This window comes from Natronosalvus halobius, from assembly GCF_024138145.1.
GTDB lineage: Archaea > Halobacteriota > Halobacteria > Halobacteriales > Natrialbaceae > Natronosalvus > Natronosalvus halobius.
The window spans coordinates 1,577,095-1,597,857 of the sequence record NZ_CP099997.1; the positions used below are offsets into that span (position 1 = coordinate 1,577,095).

The 20,763-nt window shown below is 58.3% G+C and carries 11 protein-coding genes; 6 read left to right on the forward strand and 5 right to left on the reverse strand.

Annotation, left to right across the window (positions count from 1 at the left end; translation table 11 throughout):
• Nucleotide 1: 1 nt before the first annotated feature.
• The gene (locus NGM15_RS07705; protein ID WP_253437434.1) at nt 2–451 is read right to left on the reverse strand and encodes an SHOCT domain-containing protein; all 450 of its coding nucleotides are present in this window, start codon (nt 449–451) and stop codon (nt 2–4) included.
• 84 nt (nt 452–535) lie between these two features.
• Nucleotides 536–1,054, reverse strand: a complete 519-nt coding sequence (locus NGM15_RS07710; RefSeq protein ID WP_253437437.1) for a nicotinamide-nucleotide adenylyltransferase — start codon at nt 1,052–1,054, stop codon at nt 536–538.
• Between the two features lie 165 nt (nt 1,055–1,219).
• Between NGM15_RS07710 and lonB the strand changes: the two genes are divergently transcribed.
• Complete coding sequence (gene lonB, locus NGM15_RS07715) at nt 1,220–3,541, forward strand: ATP-dependent protease LonB (RefSeq protein WP_253437440.1); 2,322 nt, start codon at nt 1,220–1,222, stop codon at nt 3,539–3,541.
• 4 nt (nt 3,542–3,545) lie between these two features.
• Nucleotides 3,546–4,670, forward strand: a complete 1,125-nt coding sequence (locus tag NGM15_RS07720) for a CPBP family intramembrane glutamic endopeptidase (protein WP_253437443.1) — start codon at nt 3,546–3,548, stop codon at nt 4,668–4,670.
• Nucleotides 4,671–4,797: 127 nt separating this feature from the next.
• Here the strand turns inward: NGM15_RS07720 and NGM15_RS07725 are convergent, their stop codons facing one another.
• A complete protein-coding gene (locus tag NGM15_RS07725; protein ID WP_253437445.1) occupies nt 4,798–7,671 on the reverse strand; it encodes a UvrD-helicase domain-containing protein in 2,874 nt (957 codons plus the stop codon).
• Nucleotides 7,668–10,349, reverse strand: a complete 2,682-nt coding sequence (locus NGM15_RS07730; protein ID WP_253437448.1) for a PD-(D/E)XK nuclease family protein — start codon at nt 10,347–10,349, stop codon at nt 7,668–7,670. The genes NGM15_RS07725 and NGM15_RS07730 overlap by 4 nt, the downstream gene beginning before the upstream one ends.
• Before the next feature lie 146 nt (nt 10,350–10,495).
• Here NGM15_RS07730 and NGM15_RS18695 point away from each other — a divergent pair, with 146 nt between their 5' ends.
• Entirely contained in the window at nt 10,496–10,624 is a 129-nt protein-coding gene (locus tag NGM15_RS18695; RefSeq protein ID WP_256499384.1) for a hypothetical protein, read from the forward strand.
• A gap of 9 nt (nt 10,625–10,633) precedes the next feature.
• Here NGM15_RS18695 and NGM15_RS07735 read toward each other — a convergent pair whose 3' ends face one another.
• On the reverse strand, nt 10,634–11,059 hold the full coding sequence (locus NGM15_RS07735) for a hypothetical protein (protein ID WP_253437451.1): 426 nt from the start codon (nt 11,057–11,059) through the stop codon (nt 10,634–10,636).
• 282 nt (nt 11,060–11,341) lie between these two features.
• On the opposite strand from NGM15_RS07735, the gene NGM15_RS07740 reads away from it, so the two are divergent.
• The 3 genes from NGM15_RS07740 to NGM15_RS07750 all read left to right on the forward strand — a co-directional run bounded on the left by NGM15_RS07740 (nt 11,342) and on the right by NGM15_RS07750 (nt 20,672).
• Complete coding sequence (locus NGM15_RS07740) at nt 11,342–14,557, forward strand: site-specific DNA-methyltransferase (protein ID WP_253437454.1); 3,216 nt, start codon at nt 11,342–11,344, stop codon at nt 14,555–14,557.
• A gap of 3 nt (nt 14,558–14,560) precedes the next feature.
• Nucleotides 14,561–17,644 carry a DEAD/DEAH box helicase family protein gene (locus NGM15_RS07745; protein WP_253437457.1) on the forward strand — a complete coding sequence of 1,028 codons (3,084 nt, stop codon included), beginning with the start codon at nt 14,561–14,563 and terminating at the stop codon, nt 17,642–17,644.
• A gap of 349 nt (nt 17,645–17,993) precedes the next feature.
• The gene (locus NGM15_RS07750; protein ID WP_253437965.1) at nt 17,994–20,672 is read left to right on the forward strand and encodes a valine--tRNA ligase; all 2,679 of its coding nucleotides are present in this window, start codon (nt 17,994–17,996) and stop codon (nt 20,670–20,672) included.
• Nucleotides 20,673–20,763 lie beyond the last annotated feature (91 nt).

The following is a 20,763-nucleotide window of genomic DNA, read 5'->3' on the forward strand; positions in this document are numbered from 1 at the left end:
TTCACTCGCGCAGTTCGTCCCGGTGCGTCTCCGACCGGTCGCGAGTACCTCCTTCTCGTCGGTCGCTCGTCACGTCGTCTGAGGCGCCTCCCGGCTCACGAGCGGCGTCTTCGACCGCCTCGGTCGAATCCATGACGCGATCGAGTTTGCGTTCGAACTCCTCTTCCGAGAGCTCGCCGGCCGCGTATCGGTCCTGAAGCGTCACCAGGGGATCCACCGTCGTGTCTTCGTCGAGTCCGGTGACTCTCGACCGACGAATCGACCACCAGCGATAGCAAATCCACCCGAGAAAGACGGCGATGGTGCCGGCGAACACGAAACCCGCGACCTCACTCGAGAGCTGGCCGACGTACCAGAGGACGCCGACGACGACCAGCAGGTCGAACGCGAGGACGAAAAACAAGCCGACCATCTCGCCCGTGACTACTCGCGAATCCTCGTCTCCAGCCATTACTGTCACAGTTCTGGTCCGTCACTATGGCTGTTTCCGTCCGGGTGATCGTCTCTGACCGGCGGATTTATCCGTCCGAGCCACTCACACGCCGTTCGAATCGTCCTCCGAGACCATCTGGATCCGTTCGATGCCGTTAATCTCCTCGACCACCTCGACGACCGCGTCGGGAACCAGCGATTCCCAGTCCTCGTCGTCGATCATCCGCTCGCGAACGGACGCCCCCTCGAGAACCTCGCGGTTGAACATCGGAGACTGGCGGATGTCGACCCCTGACTCGCGAAACAGCTGGACGACGAGCGGGTTGTTCGAGTACGCCACGTCGAAGTCCGGGCTCATGCTCTGGACGTGGCTCACCCAGACGGAGTTTCGCTCTAAGTCCTCGATGGGGACCGCGTAGGTCGTCAGATCGAACTCCTGGACCGCCTTGGTGAGCATCATGATGCGCTCGCCGGCGGTGAACGGGTTGCGCGTCGAGTGCGAGTCGCCCGCGCTCCCGACCCCGAGAACCAGTTCGTCGACGTCCTCGGCGATGCGTTCGACCATGGTGTGGTGACCATTGTGATAGGGCTGGAACCGGCCGATGTAGAACCCCCGCGTCATACCTGACATCTCGAGGGTCGGACTCTTAAGGGTGGCGAGGTTCTCCCGGGACCGAAACCGGCGAAATCGACCGTCTTACGACTCATCCGTAGTGGCCACGAATCGGGAGAAGGGAGAAAGTATATCAGTCGCAATCCCTTCGGTTCGGGTACTGAATAGCCATTTATGAGCAACGATACGAACGTTGACGGCCCGTCGCCGGACGACGATGGAACCCCTCCCGACGAGGAGGACTCGTCCACGGACGCGGTCCCCCCGGCCGACGACGGCACGACCGCCGACTCCCACAACGGTGGGTCCGACGAGACGGACGCCGAGGCGGACTCGGACGCCGTCGAATCGCCGGTCGATGCGGACGACGCCGGCGGTGACTCCGGGCCCGACGCCGATCCCGAGGACCCCCTCGAGCGATCGCTCGAGAAACTCGAGGAACTCGAGGACGGGACCGGGGAGGACGCCAACGCGGCAACCGTCGACGCACACGATGCAGACGAAGACGACGAAATCGAGACCGTCGAGGACCTCGGCAGTACCGTCGAGGTCGATCCAGGTGTCGAAATCGACGAGGAGATCGCCGAAGACGACCTGCTCGGCGGCCTCCAGATCGACTCAACCGCCGACATCGAGGTCCCCGACCGACTGGTCGATCAGGTCATCGGGCAGGACGAAGCCCGTGACATCATCATCAAGGCGGCCAAACAACGCCGCCACGTGATGATGATCGGCTCGCCCGGGACCGGAAAGTCGATGCTCGCGAAGGCGATGAGCCAGCTCCTCCCGAAAGAGGACCTCCAGGACGTACTCGTCTACCACAACCCCGACGACGGCAACGAGCCGAAAGTTCGGACGGTGCCGGCGGGCAAGGGCGAACAGATCATCGAGGCCCACAAGGAGGAAGCCCGAAAGCGCAACCAGATGCGGTCGATTCTGATGTGGATCATCATCGCCATCGTCGTCGTCTACGCGCTCTTCGCGGGACAGATTCTCCTCGGTATCCTCGCTGCGGGTATCATCTGGCTGATCTTCCGGTACACCTCTCGAGGTATGGACGCGATGGTGCCGAACATGATCGTCAACAACGGCGAGCAGCGCACGGCGCCCTTCGAGGACGCCACCGGCGCTCACGCCGGCGCACTGCTCGGCGACGTCCGCCACGACCCGTTCCAGTCCGGCGGCATGGAGACCCCGAGTCACGACCGCGTCGAACCTGGCTCGATCCACAAGTCCAACAAGGGCGTGCTGTTCGTCGACGAGATCAACACCCTCGACGTCCGCACCCAGCAAAAGCTGATGACGGCGATTCAGGAGGGCGAGTTCGCCATCACGGGCCAGTCCGAGCGCTCCTCGGGCGCGATGGTCCAGACCGAACCCGTCCCCTGTGACTTCGTCATGATCGCCGCAGGGAACCTCGACGCGATGGAGAACATGCACCCCGCGCTCCGCAGCCGGATCAAGGGCTACGGGTACGAAGTTTACATGGACGACACCATCGAGGACACCCCCGAGATGCGCCGCAAGTACGCGCGCTTCGTCGCCCAGGAGGTCGAACGCGACGGTCGCCTGCCTCACTTTACCCACGAGGCCGTCGAGGAGGTCATCCTCGAGGCAAAGCGCCGGGCAGGGCGCAAGGAACACCTCACCCTGCTGTTCCGGAACCTGGGCGGTCTCGTCCGGGTCGCTGGCGACATCGCGCGGGCCGAGGACGCCGAGTTCACGTCGCGCGATCACGTCCTGCAGGCGAAGAGTCGCTCGCGCTCGATCGAACAGCAACTCGCCGACGACTACATCGAGCGCCGCAAGGACTACGAACTGCAGGTCAACGAGGGCGGCGTCGAAGGCCGCGTCAACGGTCTCGCCGTCATGGGCGAGGATTCCGGGATCATGCTCCCCGTCATGGCCGAAATCGCCCCGGCACAGGGCCAGGGCCAGGTCATTGCCACCGGGAAGCTCAAGGAGATGGCCGAGGAGTCGGTCCAGAACGTTTCCGCGATCATCAAGAAGTTCTCGGACGTGAACCTCTCGGAGAAGGACGTCCACATCCAGTTCGTCCAGGCCGGCCAGCAGGGCGTCGACGGCGACTCCGCTTCCATCACGGTGGCGACCGCCGTCATCTCCGCCCTCGAAGACATCCCGGTCGATCAGTCGGTCGCGATGACCGGCTCGCTGTCCGTGCGCGGCGACGTCCTCCCGGTCGGCGGCGTCACCCACAAGATCGAGGCCGCCGCGAAAGCCGGCTGCACGAAGGTCATCATCCCGAAAACCAACGAGCAGGACGTCATGATCGAGGACGAATACGAGGAAATGATCGAGATCATCCCGTGCTCGAACATCAGCGAGGTCCTGGACGTCGCCCTGATGGGCGAACCGAAGAAAGACTCGCTGGTCGACCGACTCAAGCAGATCACCGGTTCGGCGTTCGAGAGCCAGGTCAACACCGGGACCGGGACTGGGACTGGAACCGGCAGCTCGAACCCGAGCCCGCAGTAATCGGATGGCTCAGTGGGCGGCGTTCGCGGGACTCACCGGCGTCGTCCTGATCGCACTTCTCGTTCTCTCGGTACTCACCCAGCGCGCGTTCGAGGAGCCAAACGGCTCGAGTGAGCGCGACGAGGCAGGTGGCGGGCGCGCTTTGGATCGAAGCGGTCGAGGCGATCGAGATGATCGAGATGATCGAGACGATCGAAATGATCGAAGCGATCCACTCGACGACTCTCGTGTGCGCATCGATCAAGCCGATGGCACCGCTCGACCGAGAGGAGGGTCGGGTGACGACCCTGAAGCCGCCCACGTCACCGACCAGGCGTCGACCGATGCCGCGGCCGCCGATCAGGCGTCGACCGATGCCGCGGCCGCCGATGTGGCGGAGTCGGCCAGTCGTCAGACGGCCGGGACTCGCGAGCCAGCGCACTCCAGGAGGGGCGGCGAGAGTGGGACCGGGACCGGGGCCAGGATCAGGAGTGAGAGCGGGACCAGGAACGGGACCGACCCTCGCGACATCTCGACCGGAGCCCTGCTCGCAAACGTCGCACTCTCGCAGGGACTGTTCGCCGCGGTTCTGCTCGGAGCCGCCGTCTACACCGCGATCCCGCTCGAGGCCCTCGGAATCGAGTTCGACTCGAGTTACCTTCGAAGCGGCCTGCTCATCGGCGCTGTCGCCGGCGTCGCCCTCTACGCAGCGAACGAAGTCGGGGCCGCGCTGGCGAATCGCCTGGGCGTCGACCACGACGAGGCACTTCGTGGACTGCTGGCCCCAGATGACGTTCGCGGATGGGTCGTCCTGCTCGTCGCCGTCTTGCCAGTCGTCGCGTTCTTCGAGGAGTTTCTCTTCCGCGCGGCCCTGATCGGCGTCCTCGCTGCCGGCTTCGATGTGCCGATCTGGCTGCTCGCCGTGGGTTCGTCGGTCGCGTTCGCGATCGGTCACGGGATGCAGGGACCCGCCGGCATCGTCGTCACAGGCCTCCTGGGATTCGTTCTCGCGGCGCTCTTCATCGTCACGGGGAGCCTGCTCGCGGTCATCGTCGCTCACTACCTCGTCAATGCTCTCGAGTTCGTCGTCCACGAGGGACTTGGACTCGAGCCCGTCGAATCGGTGCTCGAGAGTATCACCGGAAGCTAACCATTCAGAAGATCGTGCTGTCGAATGGGGAGACGGTGCCGTGCGGTAGAAGATAGATAGACCTGGAACAGGCCGTCGATCACCGTACTGAATAACTCGACCTCGAACGGAGCGGGGCAGTCACGAATCACCGACTGTTGGCTAACCCCACTAACGCTGCTTTCGATACCGGCTCGATCTCGACTCGAGTCCCCTCGGACGTATAAAAGAGTGACGCAGTCACGGTGTGATCACTGAACCACTCGTCGAGGACGTGGTAGTAGACGCTGAGCTGGATTCGATACTCGGACTCGGCGCGACGGCTGAGATCCGTTTTGAAGTCGACGATCTCGACGGCGTCGTCGGTCACGTGAACCAGGTCGATCACTCCCGATAGCGTGACCTGAGTCCCATCGACCTCGAGCGGAAGGTAGGCGTGTTCCTCGACTCGCAGCTCACCCGGCAGTCCATCCAGGAGGGCCTTCACGTTTTGTTCGTCGTCGTTTTCGGGCAGCACATCCTTTCTACGCGCATAGTCTTCGGCGAACTCGTGTACTCGGGAACCGAAGTCCATCCCTCTTCCATCGGAAACGTCCTCGTAGACGCTGTCGTCCATGAGTGAGTGCGGTGATCGACCTTTGGGTTCCGATGACGCCGGAACGTCGATACTGAACTGTGTGTGCTTCGTCTCGTCGACGTCGTCTGGGAGAACGTGTGGCTCGAGCGTCTCGATCTCGACTGGTAACTCCTGAAGGAAGGTGTTGGGATCCGCCCCAGCGGCGAACAGCAGGTGAGATTCGGCGCGAGTCATCGCGACGTAGAGGAGACGCCGCTCCTCGTCGTATTCGGTCGGCTGACAGCATCGCAGGACATCGGCATACCAGTTGTCGTAGACGTGTGGTTTACCGTGGACATCGTCGTAGCACTTCCGCTGGCGAAGTCCAGCCGTTTCGGAGTAACTGATGGTGTCGCCGGACCCTCCCGACGGCGGGAATGCTCCGCTGTTCATGTTCCCAAGAATAACGATCGGATGTTCGAGCCCCTTCACGGAGTGAATCGTCTGGACGGTGACCGCATTGGTGCCTGCGGCGGCCTGAACATCCTGCGTGTAGCCGTTCTCGATCCCATCTTCGATAACTCGAACTAGATCTCCCCGGGTCATCGTCGTCGAACGGTGGAGCGACTGGATCGTCGTGAGGACGACGTCCGCCGTCGGTCCGTCGTAGCCGTAGCGTTCGAAAACGCGTCGCGTAGCGGCCGCGTGCGTCTCGAAGGCCTCGAGTTCGGAACGGAAGCGCTGCATCGGATCGGGATACGCCTCGTATTCGAGAACGTATTCGATCTCGTCGAGCGTGTACCCGGCACGTTCGAGGACGACTGCCCACCCTCGCTCGGCCGCCGATCCCCCCTCCAGGATACGCATCCAGGAGAGCAGGAGTTTCGCCTGGTCGGTCCGGAACAGCTCGATTCCGCCTTCGTAGGCGATGGGGAACTCGTACGTGTCGGCGGTCGAGAGCAACTCGCGAGCGAAGTCGCGCGTTCGAGTGAGGACGGCGATGTCACCGTGCGTTGGCGCTCGCAATTCACCGTCGTCTTCGACCGCGTATTCGTCGTTACCGACGACGTCCTGGATCTTCGTGAGGATCGCTTCGTGTTCGTCAGCGTGCTGGAAGGCCTCGATCCGCGACTGGTCCCGTTCGGTGTTTGCGGACAGAGAGACGACCTGCTCGAGAGTCGACTTCCGGTCGATCGGTTCGCGACTGTTGCCTGGTACGACGAGTGCGTTCTCGGAGAAGTCCAGAATCGACTGCGTCGAGCGATAGTTCTGCTCGAGTTCGATCCGCGTGACGGGTTCGAGCGGGAACGAGACGCGGTCGGCATCGTCGTTCAACTCGTCGGCGAAGTGTTCGAGTCGGGACTCGAATTCGGTGATGTTCTCGACGGCCGCGTACTGGAACGAGTAGATGCTCTGTTTCCAGTCCCCGACGACGCAGAAATTGCTCGTCCCCGAGAGGAGCAAGGCGAGTTTGAACTGGATCTCGCTCGAATCCTGGAACTCGTCGACCATGACGTACTCGAACCCCAGTGACTCACGAAGGTCGTCGTCCTCACAGCACAGCACGAACGCGAACAGCTGGAGGAACGAGAAGTTCAGATAGTTCCGTCCGAGTGCGAACTCGAGATACTCGAAGTACACGTCGTGGACGAACGCGATGAGATGGTCGCGATTCTCGGTGAAGACCCGTCCGGCAACGACTTCGGGAACGGATTTCGATCCAGATTCGCCGCGTAACTCGGTGCGGTCGGGAGCATCTGGAAGGTAGCACTTCCCCTTCCCGTATCGGCCGAGACGCGAACGGAGTTTCGACTGTTTACTCCCGCCGTTTCGTGGCCGATTCACCTCGTCGAACGCGTCTTCGAACGCGTCGAAATCTCCCTCGAGAGCGTCTCTGGAGTCGCGATACCAGCCGTCCGAAGATGGAAAGACGCCCTTCGCGGCGAGATTGTTGATGAGACCGAGGAGCGTCGTCGGCTCGGAGAGACATCGGAGGAAGTCGGCGTACTCGTCGTGCTCGTCATTGAAGCGATCGACGAATTCGCGGAAATACTCCCGCTCGATTGTCTCGTTTTCGAGGATCTGCGTCGACCCGGTGATCGCCTCGTCGATCCCGAGGTAGGCGGGCGCATGAAAACCGTGCTGATCGAGAATATCGCTACACAGACTGTGAAAGGTCTGAATGGGTGCGTCGTTCAACGCCCGCATGTCGTAGTCACAGCTGGTGACGATCCGGTCTTTCATCTCCGTCGCCGCGTTTCGAGTGAACGTGATCAAGAGGACGTCGTCGGGCTCGACATCGTCCTGTGCAACGATGTTCGCATACCGGTGAGTGACCGTGAACGTCTTGCCGGTCCCGGCGCCGGCGTCCACGAGATACAGGCCGTCCGTTCCCTCGATGAGTTCCTGCTGGCCCTCGTTGGGTGTCGGCGCTGCCGAAGACGATTCGTCAGTCGGCGACGTCATCGGTTTGCCTCGGCACCCGTTGGCTCGGCTTCGAGTGGTTCTTCGATCTGGGTGGCCTGGAGACCGTCTCGAGTCGATCGGGATTCAGTGAGTAGCATATCGCGATTGTTCACGTAGCGGTAGTTCGGTTCGCCAGCACGACCGTCGATCGGGAAGCGGTCGTCGCCACGACGGTAGCGGTTCAACTCCTCGAGTTGCTCGTCGACGAAGCGCTCGAACGCGTCGAGGTCTTCCACGAAGTAGCCCGCTTTGCGGTAGCCACAGAGGTGTCTGAACGCCTGCAAACAGCCATTTTTGACGTACTTGTAGTCGCCAACGTCGTCGACGAGGTGTTCGACCAGCGCTTTGCCAAACGGTGAATCAGCCATCTCGTCCGCGTCTCGCGTTCTGGGGACGTCGTGGGCGTCGAACGTCGCCAGGTACGTCTCGTAGTCGGTTTTCGAGAACGTCCTGGTACAGTCGTTAGCGGCCTCTTCACGGAGTTCGTCGAAGACCGTCCTGGACTGCACGAACTCGTCGAACGCGATTGGGTGGTAGGTTATCGTCGTCAGACAGTCTTCGAGCGTCTCCGTGGCGTCACCGGTGACGACGTCGTCGAGCGTCTCGAGGAAGTGAAAGAACGTGAATTCGAGGGCTTCATTTGGCTGTTGTCGACGCCAGTAGGTGAGATAACACAGTGCCTGGAAGTTCGGCCTGTCACTCGGTTCATCGAGCGATGCGTATTTAGTTACCTGCGACGCGGAGTTTCTGGTTCCGCTCTTGAAATCGACGAGCCGTGTCGGCGACTGAACGAGGTCGATCTTCCCTTCGAGTCGAAGGTCCTCGGCTTCGAACCACCGCTCGGTCGCCGGTGAGTCGACATCGCGGTCGAAGTATTCTGCGAAGAAATTAGCCCCCCAGCCACTCGACGGCGTCAGGAACGTCGTGTCGGTTGGAGCGTGTTCGCCGAGATATTCGACGATCGTTTCGAGGCCGATTCGATACCGCGTCCGCTGTGTCACGATGTCGATCGCCCGATGAAACGCACGCGTCTCCTCGATCATGACGTCGACGACGTCCTCGAGACGCGCATCGTCGACGAACCCGGGGTGGTTGGCGACGAACTCGGCGAAGTCGTGAAAGAGATTTCCCTCGACGAAGTAGTGTCTGTCTGGGCCCTCGACGAGTCGGCCGAAGAAGTAGTCCCGTGGAGAGTTCGCGTACGTGTTCAGACTCGACTGACTGACCGTCTCGACGCGTTTAGGTTCGACGTCTGCATCCAGCGGTACTCGATCGAATCCATCGCCGGTCGACCGGTCAGTTCGGTCGTGACAAATCGACGCGAGATCGCTGAACCGATCGAATTCGGTCTCGAGCAACGCATCGAAGTAGAGACACGGCGTGACGGGTGAGCCACCGGCCGCGTCCTGGACGAGATAGTGGCGGTCGACACCGCTCTGGAGGAGCGTCTGGAAGCCGTCTACGTTTCGCTCGTACTCCTCGTCACGGTCGACCCACGGACGGTTAGGCGAGTTGTGGGTCCAGTCCTCGTCGAGGCCCAGATAGAAGACGACCGGCCGATCGACGAACGACGCCGACTTCGCATCCGCCAGTAGGACTCCCTCGTTGTCCCGGTCGATCGGTACCTCGTAGGTCTCGAGGTAAAACGCGAGGCGATTGATCGCGTCCGCCGTGATCGACTCCTCGAGTACGCCCAGTGTATCGAGTTCCTCGCGGAACCCCTCGAGCGTTCGCCCCGTTCGATCTTCGTACGCGTTCAGCGTCTCTTCGAAGGTGAGCGCGTCCGCATCTTCGGTGAACGCACGAAGCCAATCGATCTCGGGGTCGTCGACGTCGACCAGTCGCTTCTCGTCGTGTTCGACGGGCACCGTTGCACCGAGACACGAGAGCAGCGGTTTTATCGTGCGAACGCGGGTGTCGGAGCCAGCCGTCGTACAGCGCAGCAACTGAACGAACGCACGGTGATCCCGGTCGTCCATGAATCCAGGACCGCCGTAGTAGGGAATTTCCGCCGTCTCGAGAGCCGATTCGACGAGCGGCGAATAGTCGCTGCCTGCCTCGAGTACGATGCCGATCTCGTTCGCGTTCTCGCGCGTGACGGCGTCGAGAATCGCATCGATGATCGCTGTCGGTGACTCAAAGATTCGAAACGCCGGAAGATCGAACGCGTCATCGGTGAACCGATCGATCGAATCGTACTCGTCGGGGAGAATCGACCGCTCGAGGTTCGTCAACTGGCGTTCACCGACGACTGCAATCGCTTCGTCTGCAGCAACGTCGATCTCGTAGTCTGCGAGGAGTCGTGAGGACGTCTGCAGCGACCTGACCACGTCGACGACGGTTCTGGTCGCCGGCGTGTCGAACGCCTCGTACTCGAGGATTGCGTCGGCGCTTCCCCGGTACTCCCAGCACTGGAGCACGTTTCCGACGGTGTACGCAACCTCCTTCCAGCTGAGATCGGTCTCATCGATTACTTCGAGGAAGGCCGTCCGGTCCTCCGCGGTCTCTCGGCGGCGGGTAGCGAGCCGCCGGGGTGTGATTGCGAACGGCCCGAAATGGGGTCGCTCGAGGCGGCGGTTGAGGGCGTCTGCCAGCGGCGAGTCGGGGACGATCACGAGGTCGTAGTCGGCGACCTCGTGATACAGCCGATCGATCGATTTCGACCGTTTGAGTGACACGATGCATAGCGTGTTGGATTACCAGACAATAAGTTTGTATGTCGGCCACAGGGGATAATCTGCTCCAGGACTACTGTTGTCTTCGCGCTAGAAAAAAGAGATAGGCCAGATTGCGAGAGCTGGTATCTCGCACAGTGGTCCAATCAATGTCTGTCGACGACTTCGGAAACCAGTCGCTCACCGACTGGGACGAGCAAAGGGACTGCATCGCCGACGACGCCCGTGAACAGTCCTGGTTGGGAGCGCCGGTAAAAGTGCAGACCGCTCGCGGATAGAAGACGAATCTAGCCGCTGGACTCCCCACGCGCCGACCGATTCAAACCAACGAAATACTCCTGGAACTCCTCGTATTCCATCTCGCGTTGTGTGTCCTCACGAATACCCCTCTCGTCCATTTCCTCCACTTCAATTACTTTGAATTGGTCCCGTGAATCTTCGTAGTTCACCAGTACCAACTCGCCATCCAGGTCAGTCGCCAGGCGCCACAAGTTCAAGAATTTCTGCTTGTTAAACCAGTATCTGTTTGGGTGGCTTTCGGACGGGCGTACAGAATCACATTTCAAGAATTCTACTACAACCCACCCTCGTCCATCGATATAATAGATAGAATCGACGTCAAAGCCACCAGAGTCCTCACCGTCCATCACCTCGATGAGTAACTTCTTCGCTTCCTCGTCGACATCAGCAATCGGCTTCGATTTATCCGACATCGTATGACGGGTTGTTTGTGGGAGGAAATAACTTTTCATTAGATTTGAATATGGAGACTAGAAGGTCGTGGCTCAAAATCTCGACACTGAATCGTTCGATTTCTCTAGTCAGATTGGCGCTCACTTCTGGGTGATCAACGATACTACGGACTTTTCTGTGGAGATATGAATCTGGAAAGCAATGGCCTCCTGTAGCACGTTTTCTCGACTCAGCTGGCTCGAGAAAGAGATCAGGGCTCGAACACGGAATCATTAATACTGGTTGGTCGCTGGGTTGGGACGATGGCTGCACTCGAGGACATCGCGGATCTACGAGGTTTTGGCCCGTCAAAAATAGAGAACTTTAAGGATGCAGGATATGAGGATCTCGAAGACTTGCAGGGCATCACCTGGGAGGAACTCGGTGACATTCGAGGAATCAAATCACCTTCTAAGCGTCGGTTACTGTTATCATTTCTCGAGGAAAATGGACTGCGGGAGAAGCCAGATAGAACTGAAAATTACGAGCGATTTCGAGCACTCCTGGAGGAACTCTTTCAGTTCGAGAGTGCCGACCTGGACTTCGGCATCTATCGGATAATGAACGAGAAGCGCGCTGAAATTAGAGCGTTTCTCGACGAGGGCTTGCCGGAACGCGTTGAAAACGAATTAGACGAATTTCGATCGGCGAAAGAGCAAGACGCAAGACGCCGGCTCGAAGCAGCGAAGACACAAATTCAGGAGGACTTTCCAAACTGGGTCGACGAGCACGGTAACGTCGACGAAGGGCTACTTCCAGACGACGCGCAGGGGATCGCCAAAGAGCGGAAAGAAGCCTATTTCGACGCCAGGCAAGCGATCGAGCAGGCTGAAGTCGCCGAACAAACCGAGGCAGCAATCTATCAGGATCTCTATCGGTTCTTTAAACGGTACTACGACGACGGTGACTTCGTCGCTCAACGCCGAGCCGCGAACCAAGAAAAGTACGCAATCCCATACAATGGTGAAGAGGTCACGCTCCACTGGGCGAACAGAGAGCAATACTTCGTCAAAACTGGTGAGGAATTTACGGATTATACGTTCCGTAAAGATTCGTATACTATCACGTTCAAAGTCCACGACGCTCACGTCAAACGAAATGACCGGAAAGACGAAGGGAAATATTTCGTTCTCAGGGAATCCAATTCACTGACTCAGGACGGTCGAGACGTCACCGTACACTTCGAATATCGGTCGCTGACGCCAGACGATTACGAAACGTACGACCTCTCTGAAGGATCTCGAACAAAGGGACGAGATATCCAAAAAGGGATCGAGAAACGGATTCTCTCTCGAGCAAGTACCCAACTTGCGGAAACGCTTCGAAAAGATTCGGCCGTCAAACAGAGCGATAGCACCGTGCTACAGCGTCATCTACGGAGCTATCGGACGAAGAACGAAAGCGACTACTTCATCCACAAAGATCTGAACGGATTCCTCCAGCGAGAACTCGAGTTCTACCTCAAAAACGAAATCTTCTCCTGGACACAAATTACTGAAGAGCGGGGTGAGATTCCGTTTCACGTCCGTGCAAGGCTGAACGCTATCGAGAACATCGCCACCGACATCATCGACCTCGTCTCCGAGATCGAGAACTTCCAGAAACGGCTCTTCGAGAAGCAGAAGTTCGTCGTCGGGAGCGAATACTGTATTACGCTCGACCACGTCCCAGAAGACTATTACTCGCAGATCCTGGACAACGACGAGCAGATCGAAGCCTGGAAAGAACTGTACGCGATTGACGATAGTGAAGACGAGGGATTATCGAGATTCACAACTGGTGAGGCTATCGACGAGACGTTCCTCCGAAACAATCCGTCGGTAATGCTCGACACGCAGTACTTCGATACAGCGTTCGTCTTCGAGATCCTGAAGGAAATTGAACCACTGAACGATGCGGTGGATGGAATTGCAATTCAATCCGAGAACTTCCAGGCGCTGAACCTCCTCGAGCCAACATTCGGGAATCAAATCGCAGTATCGTACATCGACCCACCATACAACACCGGCGACGATGAGGGGTTCGTCTACAAGGATAACTTCCAGAGTTCCAGTTGGTTGTCGATGATGTACGATCGGACCTCCCTCGCAAAACAACTTCTCACAGACAATGGCAAACTGTTCGTCTCCATCAGCGACGACGAGTTTTCGAATCTAAAGAAAGCCCTCGACACTGTGTTCGGTCGTGAAAACTTCGTCTCGGATATCATCTGGAACTCGACTAAATCAGTAACGAATCCCGCTCCAATCTCGAACGCCCATACCCACACCCTATTTTTCGCGAAGGACAAAGAGCTATTCAAAGCTAACAAGGACGAATTCCGGCTGCCGGCGATAACAGACGGCTTCGAGAACCCCGACGACGATCCGCGAGGCCCGTGGAAAGCAGATCCCTTCGAAGTTGGTGGGGAACGACCTAATCAGCGATACGAAATTACCAACCCGAAGACCGGCGAGACCTTCACGCCGAAAGATGGCAATAGCTGGAAGAACGACTTCGAGACGTTCCAGCAGTTGCAAGAAGACGACCGAATCGTCTTCGGAAAGACAGGAACTGGACGACCGAAGCGAAAGCGGTTCCTGGACGAGGCGAAAGAACGCGGTACCACCCCGACCACGCTCTGGGACGACCTCGATACGACGACCAACGCAACGACCTATCTACGGAATATGTTTGGCGAACGTGGGTTGTTCAACAACCCGAAGCCGGTCAGCCTGGTCAAACAGTTCGCAAAACTGGGCACCCAGTCCGACGATTACATCCTCGACTTCTTCGCCGGATCTGGAACGACTGCTGAAGCCACGATTCGACTGAACGAGGAGGAAGGAAGCGAGAGAAAGTACATCGTCATCGACATGGGTGAACACTTCAAGGAGGTGCTAAAGCCCAGAATCATCAAGTCAGTCTACAGCGACGAGTGGGAGGATGGAACGCCCATCGCTACGGACAACGAGAGCGTCTCACACGTCTTCAAGTATTACTCCCTGGAGCAGTACGAAGACACACTCGATAACCTCGAATCGGACGATCAACAGAGCCGAATAGACGAGTTCACTGGGAGGCATCTCAAGTACTTCCTCGATTTCGAACTCGAAGGGTCCTCACTCCTCGAAATCGACGAGTTGCGAACCCCCTTCGAGTACCAGATGAAAATTCGTTCAGCGGACGAACTGGAAGACACGCCCGTAGACCTGGTCGAGACCTTCAACCACCTGCTCGGACTGCACGTCGACAGGATTCGGCGCTACGAACGACTCGATCGCGAATACAGAGTCGTTCACGGAGAAAACGAAGACGGGGACGTAACCGTCATTTGGCGGCCCGTATACGACGACGACGATGCGGAGTTCTTCGAGCGTGAACGAGACTTCTTGCGTGACGAAGTCGTCGACGACGAAGACGTCTTGTACATCAATCGCGACAGCGCTCTTCCTGAGACGCGTTCAATTGAGAAGGCCTTCGGAAATCGGATGTGGTGACTGATGGAAAACTTTGACCAAAAACTAGTGCTGACCGAATACCTGTATAGCAAATTCGGCGCCGACAGCTTCGATCAGTTCCGAGACGCGCTCAACGATGCTGAAGAGGGATTCAAGGCTGACAACCGAAGCCGATTCGTCGAGCAACTTACTACCGAGCTGGAACCGACTGACTGGCTCTGGGAACACATTGAGGAGTACGATCGAAACATCTCGGAGTACGAGAGACGGTTAGCAAAAAACCGTGAGGAGAATATCCGTCTCAAGTACTTTCAGTACCTTTCGCTGCTGTTCACCGAGATCTACCTGGACCTCTACTACAATTACGAGGAGAAACTGCGAGAGGAATTCAGCTTCCTGATCGAGGACAAACGGGCTGAACTCGACGTCGAGGATCTGTACCCCCTGGAAGAGGATACGCTCAGTAAACTCGCCTACTGGATGGCGACCGGTTCAGGGAAGACGCTCATAATGCACGCAAACCTCTGGCAGTTTCAGAGATACAGCGACCAGGAGCCGGCAAACGTGCTGTTGATCACGCCAAACGAGGGACTGACAGATCAACACCTCGAGGAGTTCGAAGCGAGCGGAATCGACGCACGCCGCTTTAGCCCGGAGCGTAACTCCAGTTCCGGAACGACAATCGACGTCTTAGACATCCACAAAATTAGCGACGAAACTGGCGAGAAAACGTACGCTGTCGACACGTTCGAGGGAGATAATCTCGTCTTCGTTGATGAAGGTCACAAAGGCGCACAAGGTGATCAGTGGATTACCTATCGGGAGCAAGTAATTGGCGACGGTGGATTCTCGTTCGAGTACAGCGCCACGTTTGGCCAGGCGCTCAGTTCCATCGAGAACGAGCAACTCCAGAATCGCTACGTTCAGTCGATCATCTTCGACTACTCCTTCAGAAACTTCCACGTCGATGGATTTGGGAAAGAGTACGACATCCTGAACCTCGCCGAGGAAACCGAGTTGCGCCGCGGCAAATACCTCACTGCTAACCTGCTCTCGTTCTACGAACAGAAGAAGTACTACGTCGAAAATGAAGCCGAGTTGGCGCCCTTCAATCTCGAAAATCCACTCTGGATCTTCGTCGGGCAAACGGTCAACGCGGTCAGTGGCCGAACGATCACGAAGAAAGACAAAGCCTCCGACGTCGAAACGGTAGTCCGATTCCTCGCACGATTCCTCCGAGAGCGAGATACCGTTATCTACGAAATCGAGGACGTGTTGTCTGGTACGGAGTTCGTAGACGAGGAAGGACGGAGTCTCTTCGAAAACAAGTTCGACTATCTCGAGGGGAACTCGTTATCTGCCGATGAAATTTACGATGAAATACTCGATCTCGTATTTAACGCATCATCGGGCGCCGAATTGAGCGTCGTTCACCTCAAGAACGCTGAAAATGAGATCGGACTACGGGTCGGCCGCAACGAGAAGTACTTTGGTCTCATCAGTATCGGTTCTACGCGAAAATTCATCAAGCGCATCGAAGAAAATACGCAGATAACGACTGAAGAGCAGGAATTCAAGCGTGCACTATTCACGGAGTTGAATTCAGACGACTCCAACATCAACGTCCTCATCGGCGCGAAGAAGTTCACCGATGGATGGGATAGTTACCGCGTTGCGAGCATGGGCCTCATGCGTGTTGGACGCAGCGAGGGCTCCGAGATCATCCAAATTTTCGGCCGTGGGATCCGTCTGCGCGGGATGAACAATGCTCTGAAGCGGAGTTCGTACCTAGAAATCCCCGACGCAGAACTCCCAGAGCACATCCACGTCCTGGAGCGACTGAACGTCTTCGGCATCAAGGCAGACTATATCAAGGACTTCGAGGCGCAATTACAGAAAGAAAATATCCCAACCAGGTTCGTTCGACGGAGTGTCGAAACGACCGTAAAAGCCGACCTGCTCGAGGACGAATTGCCTATTCCACGAAAGCGAGAGGACGCGGCGTTCGTTTCCTCGACTAGCCTGAAACTGCCAGTATCCGAGGAGCATGCGCCGGCTGTCGATCTGTATTCTAACGTCCAAACATTACGGAGTTCGGATACGCAAACACGTGCCCAGGAGAAGTACAATGCACGGAGCGAGGACCTCGATCTCGATCTCGTAGACTGGGACCGACTCTTGATCGAACTAATCGACTACAAACAACAGCAGGGCTACTCTAACCTCATCCTCGATGTACCCCAGATCGAGACGGTTATTCGAGACGACCATTTCACCCTTACCTGTCCAGAATCCCGACTCCACTTCGATGATCCGATCGAAGCAAAAGTGCAGACTGAAGAAGTCGTCCGCATTATTCTCCGGTCCTACGTCGACAACGTGTTCAGTGCCGAGAAATCCGACTGGGAAGACAAACGCCGTGAGTATCAACTGCTTCAACCGGACGATCCCGAACTGAACTTCGAATTAACGTTTCGGGTTCCCGAGGAGCCAGAGATCGTCGAAACGATGAACGAGATTTTGGCACTGGACGACCGGTCGACGAACGCGTATAGACTCGAATTCGACCGAAGTCTCTACGATCCGCTGTTCATCAAAAAACGGATCGAAGCAGAGGACCGCGAAGACCGGCTGAAAGCACCTGTACAGGCGCTCAACGAGGGCGAGCAGCGGTTAGTCGAACGGCTCGATGCGCTCATCGACGCAGGTACCCTCCGTCGACAGGATGTCTACCTTCTCAGGAACCCACAGGGGACAGGAATCGGTTTCGAACAGGGTGGATATCCCGACTTTATCCTCTGGATCAAGTCCGACGATAAGCAAACGATCATCTTCTTAGATCCACACGGAATGGTCTTCGAGCCAGAGGACATCGAAAAATCGAACAAAGTGAAACTGAACGATCGGATCAAAGCCCTCGAAGACCGACTGGACGACCCTCACATCGAGATGCGTTCGTACGTAATCTCCGTCACTGACGTAACTGACTTACGGAAGTCAAAGAACGTTAGCCTGGAGAAGTACGAGGAACACAATGTGTACTTCCAAAACAGGGGGTATCTAAAGAAGATCCTCCTGGACGCTGGCGTTAACGTACTCGAGGAACAGTTACCCTCGGATAATTGACCTGCCCGAGCGCCGACCCCTCGTCCAACTGCATCGCTTTACTGAAGAATTCGAGACTCGTTTCAGTCGTCATTCCGTGGCACAGCGCTCATAAGCCAGACACGAAACCGATAAATGATCGCTCGAGTACGGTTACGTATGCTCGATTCAGTTGTGGTCACGGCCAACGCGTTCGTCGATCCGTGTGACGGGATTGTTGTTGGAGCCCCGTAGCACCACATCGTCCGTTTCGACGAATCTATTGTTGGCGACCAACACTCACCGAGCAACACCCGGTACGCAATGGACGAATTCACCGTCACCGTTCGTATGATCGATCGGCCCCAACATGACCAGGAAGAGAAAGAAGATGGATACACCCGAACAAGAAGACAGCACAATCGATACTGAACCGTCTCTCGAGGGCGAGTACAACCCAGTTGAAGCTGAGCGGCGCTGGCAGCAGCGCTGGGTCGACGCAAAAACCTACGCCTATGAGGGTGAACCCGGCCAGGACCCGAACACCACCTACGCCATCGACACGCCGCCGCCAACGGTGTCGGGGAGCTTGCACATGGGCCACCTCTACGGCTCGACGCTGCAGGACTTCGCGGCCCGCTTCCAGCGGATGGCCGACGGCGACGTCCTCTTTCCGTTCGGCTACGACGACAACGGGATCGCCTCCGAACGGCTCACGGAGGAGGAACTCGACATTCGCCATCAGGACTACGAGCGCCGGGAGTTCCAGCAGCTCTGTCGCGAGGTCTGTGCGGAGTACGAGGCGGAGTTCACCGAGAAGATGCAGTCGCTGGGATGTTCGATCGACTGGGACCACACCTACAAGACCATCGAGCCCCGCGTCCAGCGGATTTCACAGCTCTCGTTCATCGACCTCTACGAGAAAGGGCGCGAATATCGCAAGAAGGCACCCGCGATCTGGTGTCCCGAGTGTGAGACGGCCATCTCCCAGGTCGAGACCGAGGACGACGAGCGGGACTCGTACTTCAACGACATCGCCTTCGAACTCGCCGGAGAGAATCCGCCGCGCGAGGAGTTCGTCATCTCGACGACTCGCCCCGAACTCCTCCCGGCCTGTGTCTCCGTGTTCGTCCACCCCGACGACGACGAGAACCAGGACCTCGTGGGTGAAACCGCACGGGTGCCCATCTTCGGTCACGAGGTGCCGATCATCGCCGACGACCGCGTCGACGTGGAGAAAGGCAGCGGCGTCGTCATGTGCTGTACCTTCGGCGACCAGAACGACATCGAGTGGTACCAGGCCCACGACCTGCCCCTGCGAGTCGCCATCGACGAGACCGCGACCATGACCGATCTCGCGGGCGACTACGAGGGGCTGCACACCGAAGAGGCCCGCGAGGCCATCGTCCAGGACCTCGAGGACGCTGGCTTCCTCAGGGACCGCCGCGAAATCGTCCACGACGTCGGCGTCCACGAACGCTGTGACACCCCCGTCGAGTACCGCGTCTCCAAACAGTGGTACGTCGAAATCCTCGACCACAAAGATGAGTACCTCGAGGCTGGCGAAGCCATGAACTGGTACCCCGAGAAGATGTATACCAGGTACCGCCACTGGATCGAGGGCCTCGAGTGGGACTGGCTCATCTCGCGCCAGCGCGATTCGGGCATCCCGTTCCCCGTCTGGTACTGCGGCGAGTGCGATCACCCGGTCATCGCCGAGAAGGCCGATTTACCCGTGGATCCGCTGAGCGACGACCCGCCGGTCGAGTGCTGCCCCGAGTGCGGTCACGACGGGTTCGAGGCCGAGGAGGACGTCTTCGACACGTGGGCAACCTCCTCGCTGACCCCGCTGATCAACGCCGGCTGGGACTGGGACACCGAGGATGAGGCCTTTACGATGGAAAACCCCGAACTCTACCCCTTCGACCTCCGCCCGCAGGGCCACGACATCATCTCCTTCTGGCTGTTCCACACCATCGTCAAATGCTACGAACACACCGGCGAAGTGCCCTTCGACGCGACGCTCATCAACGGCCACGTCCTGGACGAAAACCGCGAGAAGATGTCCAAATCCCGCGGCAACGTCGTCGAACCCGCCGAAGTGCTCGCAGAGTATCCGGTCGACGCCGTCCGGTTCTGGGCGGCCAGTGCCGCCGTCGGCGACGACTTCCCCTTCCAGGACCAGGACATCGTCGCCGGCGAGAAACTCCTGCGCAAACTCTGGAACGCCTCCAAGCTGGTCGACCACCTCGCACCAGCCACTCCCGACGAACCCGCCGACCTCGAGGCGATCGACCGCTGGCTGCTGGCGGAACTCGACGCTACCGTCGAGACGCTCACCGAACACTTCCAGAATTACGAGTTCGCCAAAGCCCGCAACCACCTCCGGACGTTCTTCTGGAACACCTTCTGTGACGACTACCTCGAAATCGCCAAATCGCGCGCGGACAGCGCCTCGACGCAGTACGCGCTGCGGACGGCCCACCGAACCTTCCTCCTGCTCTGGGCGCCCATTCTCCCTCACGCCACCGAGGAAATCTGGCAGGCGAGGTATACGGGGAGCGAAGACACCGGGGCCGTCGACTTCGACAGCATCCACACCGAAGCCTGGCCCGAATCACAGGACTACGAGGCCGACCTCGAGGCCGGCGAGACCGCCATGGAGGTCATCTCCGCACTCCGCCGATACAAGAGTGAGAAACAACTCCCGCTGAACGCCGATCTCGGGTCCGTTTCGGTCTACGGCCCTCTCGAGGGCTTCGAGGATGCGGTCCAGAGCGTGATGCAAGTCCAGGAGCTAACTGTGCTCGAGGAAGAGCCCGAAATCGCGACCGAAATCACGGCGATCGACCTCGACTATTCGACCCTCGGCCCGAAGTACGGGGCGAAAGTCGGTGAGATCGATTCGGAAATAGAGAGCGAGAATTACGAAATCGACGAGGAGGAAGGGGTTCTCCGCGTCGCCGGTGAAGAACTCGAGGCCGACCTCTTCGAAGTCGAGTACGAGCGAACCTACTCGGGCGACGGCGAGATGATCGAGACGGAATCGGCTGTCGTGCTTCTCGAGTAGCGTATCGATCCATCTGCTGGCTATGGTCGTCGGTTTCCACCGATTCTCGCCCTGACTCCGGACGGTTCGGGCGGCCGCCCGTGTTCGGTGA

What these genes read in the sequence shown, in the direction of transcription:
- NGM15_RS07705 (WP_253437434.1), bottom strand. Translation starts at nt 451, where the DNA reads ATGGCTGGAGACGAGGATTCGCGAGTAGTCACGGGCGAGATGGTCGGC.
- NGM15_RS07710 (WP_253437437.1), bottom strand. Translation starts at nt 1,054, where the DNA reads ATGACGCGGGGGTTCTACATCGGCCGGTTCCAGCCCTATCACAATGGT.
- lonB (WP_253437440.1), top strand. Translation starts at nt 1,220, where the DNA reads ATGAGCAACGATACGAACGTTGACGGCCCGTCGCCGGACGACGATGGA.
- NGM15_RS07720 (WP_253437443.1), top strand. Translation starts at nt 3,546, where the DNA reads ATGGCTCAGTGGGCGGCGTTCGCGGGACTCACCGGCGTCGTCCTGATC.
- NGM15_RS07725 (WP_253437445.1), bottom strand. Translation starts at nt 7,671, where the DNA reads ATGACGTCGCCGACTGACGAATCGTCTTCGGCAGCGCCGACACCCAAC.
- NGM15_RS18695 (WP_256499384.1), top strand. Translation starts at nt 10,496, where the DNA reads ATGTCTGTCGACGACTTCGGAAACCAGTCGCTCACCGACTGGGACGAG.
- NGM15_RS07735 (WP_253437451.1), bottom strand. Translation starts at nt 11,059, where the DNA reads ATGTCGGATAAATCGAAGCCGATTGCTGATGTCGACGAGGAAGCGAAG.
- NGM15_RS07740 (WP_253437454.1), top strand. Translation starts at nt 11,342, where the DNA reads ATGGCTGCACTCGAGGACATCGCGGATCTACGAGGTTTTGGCCCGTCA.
- NGM15_RS07745 (WP_253437457.1), top strand. Translation starts at nt 14,561, where the DNA reads ATGGAAAACTTTGACCAAAAACTAGTGCTGACCGAATACCTGTATAGC.
- NGM15_RS07750 (WP_253437965.1), top strand. Translation starts at nt 17,994, where the DNA reads ATGGATACACCCGAACAAGAAGACAGCACAATCGATACTGAACCGTCT.